This is a genomic window from Pseudoxanthobacter sp. (genome assembly GCF_036822375.1).
GTDB lineage: Bacteria > Pseudomonadota > Alphaproteobacteria > Rhizobiales > Segnochrobactraceae > Pseudoxanthobacter.
Genome location: NZ_DAISHT010000072.1, coordinates 14411 through 16628, shown reverse-complemented (window position 1 = coordinate 16628; position 2218 = coordinate 14411). Strand labels below are relative to the sequence as shown.

At 68.3% G+C, this 2218-nt stretch carries 1 protein-coding gene; it reads left to right on the top strand.

Features of this window, described 5'->3' with window-relative positions; translation table 11 throughout:
- The coding region (topA, locus tag V7067_RS08970; RefSeq protein ID WP_334175554.1) for a type I DNA topoisomerase at positions 1 to 2218 on the top strand (2218 nt) is incomplete at both ends.

The window sequence follows — 2218 nt, the reverse complement described above, 5'->3', positions numbered from 1 at the left end:
ATCTGGTGGGCTTCACGCTGTCGCCGGTGCTGTGGCGCAAGCTGCCGGGCGCGCGTTCGGCCGGCCGCGTGCAGTCGGTGGCGCTGCGCCTCGTGTGCGACCGCGAGCTTGAGATCGAGACCTTCGTCACCCAGGAATACTGGTCGATCCTCGTCCACCTCGCCACCCCGCGCAACGATGTGTTCGAGGCCCGGCTGCTGACCCTCGACGGCCGCAAGATGGGCCGGCTCGATGTGAAGTCGGCCGGGGAGGCCCGCGCCGTCGCCGAGGTGCTGGGTGCCGCCCGCTTCTCGGTGAAGAGCGTGGAATCGCGGCCGACCCGCCGCCACCCCTACCCGCCCTTCACCACCTCCACGCTGCAGCAGGAGGCATCGCGCAAGCTGGGCCTGCCGCCGGCGCGCACCATGCAGATCGCCCAGCGCCTTTACGAAGGTATCGATATCGGCGGCGAGACCGTGGGTCTCATCACCTATATGCGAACCGACGGCGTGGACGTGGCACCGGAGGCGATTGCCTCCATCCGCAAGGAGATCGACCGCCGCCACGGCGGGCGCTACCTGCCGCAGGTGCCGCGCAAGTACACCGTCAAGGCCAAGAACGCGCAGGAGGCCCACGAGGCCATCCGCCCCACCGATGTCTCGCGCCATCCCGCCGACGTCTCCCGCCTGCTCGATGCCGAACAGGCCAAACTCTATGACCTGATCTGGAAGCGCACCGTCGCCAGCCAGATGGAATCGGCCGAAATCGAGCGCACCACCGTCGATATCCTCGCCGATGCCGGTGCCCGGCAGGCGGAGGTGCGCGCCACCGGCTCCGTCGTGCGCTTCGACGGCTTCCTGACGCTCTATCAGGAAGGCCGCGACGATGACGACGACGAAGAGAACCGCCGCCTGCCGCCGATGAGCGAGGGCGAGGCGCTGACGCGCCGCGACGTGAACACCACCCAGCATTTCACCGAGCCGCCGCCGCGCTATACGGAAGCCTCGCTCATCAAGAAGATGGAAGAGCTCGGCATCGGCCGGCCTTCCACCTATTCCGCCACACTCAGCGTGCTGCGCGACCGCGAATATGTGCGCCTTGAGAAGAAGCGGCTGGTGCCGGAAGACAAGGGCCGGCTGGTGACGGCCTTCCTGTCGTCGTTCTTCACGCGCTATGTGCAGTATGACTTCACGGCCAGCCTTGAAGAGCAGCTCGATCAGGTCTCGGCCGGCGAAATTGACTGGCGCGAGGTGCTGCGCCGCTTCTGGAACGATTTTTCGCACAATGTCGAAGACGTCAAGGATCTGCGCGTGTCGCAGGTTCTCGATGCCCTGAACGACGTGCTCGGCCCCCACATCTTCCCGGCGCGGGAAGATGGCGGCGATCCGCGCGCCTGCCCGAGCTGCGGCAACGGGCGGCTGTCGCTGAAGATGGGCAAGTTCGGCTCCTTCATCGGCTGCTCCAACTATCCGGAGTGCCGCTATACCCGGCAGATCGCCAAGGCCGGCGAAGGCGACAAGGCCATCGAGGGCGACGGGCCGAAGGTGCTTGGCACCGACCCGGAAAGCGGGCTGGAAGTGTCGCTGCGCTCCGGCCGCTTCGGCATCTATGTGCAGCTCGGCGAGGGCGAGAAGCCGCGGCGCTCCTCCATCCCCAAGGGCTGGGAGGCGGGCAGCCTCACGCTGGAACGCGCCCTCGACCTGCTGCACCTGCCCCGCGAGGTCGGCATCAACCCCGAGAACGGCGAGATGATCACGGCCGGCATCGGCCGCTTCGGTCCGTTCATCAACAATGCCGGGGTCTATGCCAACCTGCCTTCGGTGGAGGACGTGTTCACCGTCGGCATCAACCGCGCCGTGACGCTGCTGGCGGAAAAGAAGGAAAAAGGCGGGCGCGGCCGCGGCGCGGCGGCCCCGGGCCGGGCGCTGGGCGACCACCCCACCCGCGGCGGCGCCATGGTGGTGCGCGACGGCCGCTACGGCCCCTATGTGAGCTGGGGCAAGGTCAACGCCACGCTGCCGAAGGGCAGCGACCCGGCCGCGCTGACGGCCGAGGAGGCTGCCACGCTCGTCGATGCCAAGGCCGGCAAGGAGCCGGTGAAGAAGGCAAAGGCCGCCCCGAAGACCACGAAGACCGCCGCCACGCGGACGAAGAAGGCCGCCGAACCGGCCGAAGGCGAAGCCGCCGCTGAGAAGCCGAAGCGCAAGGCCGCCACCACCAGGGCCAAACCGGCGGCCAC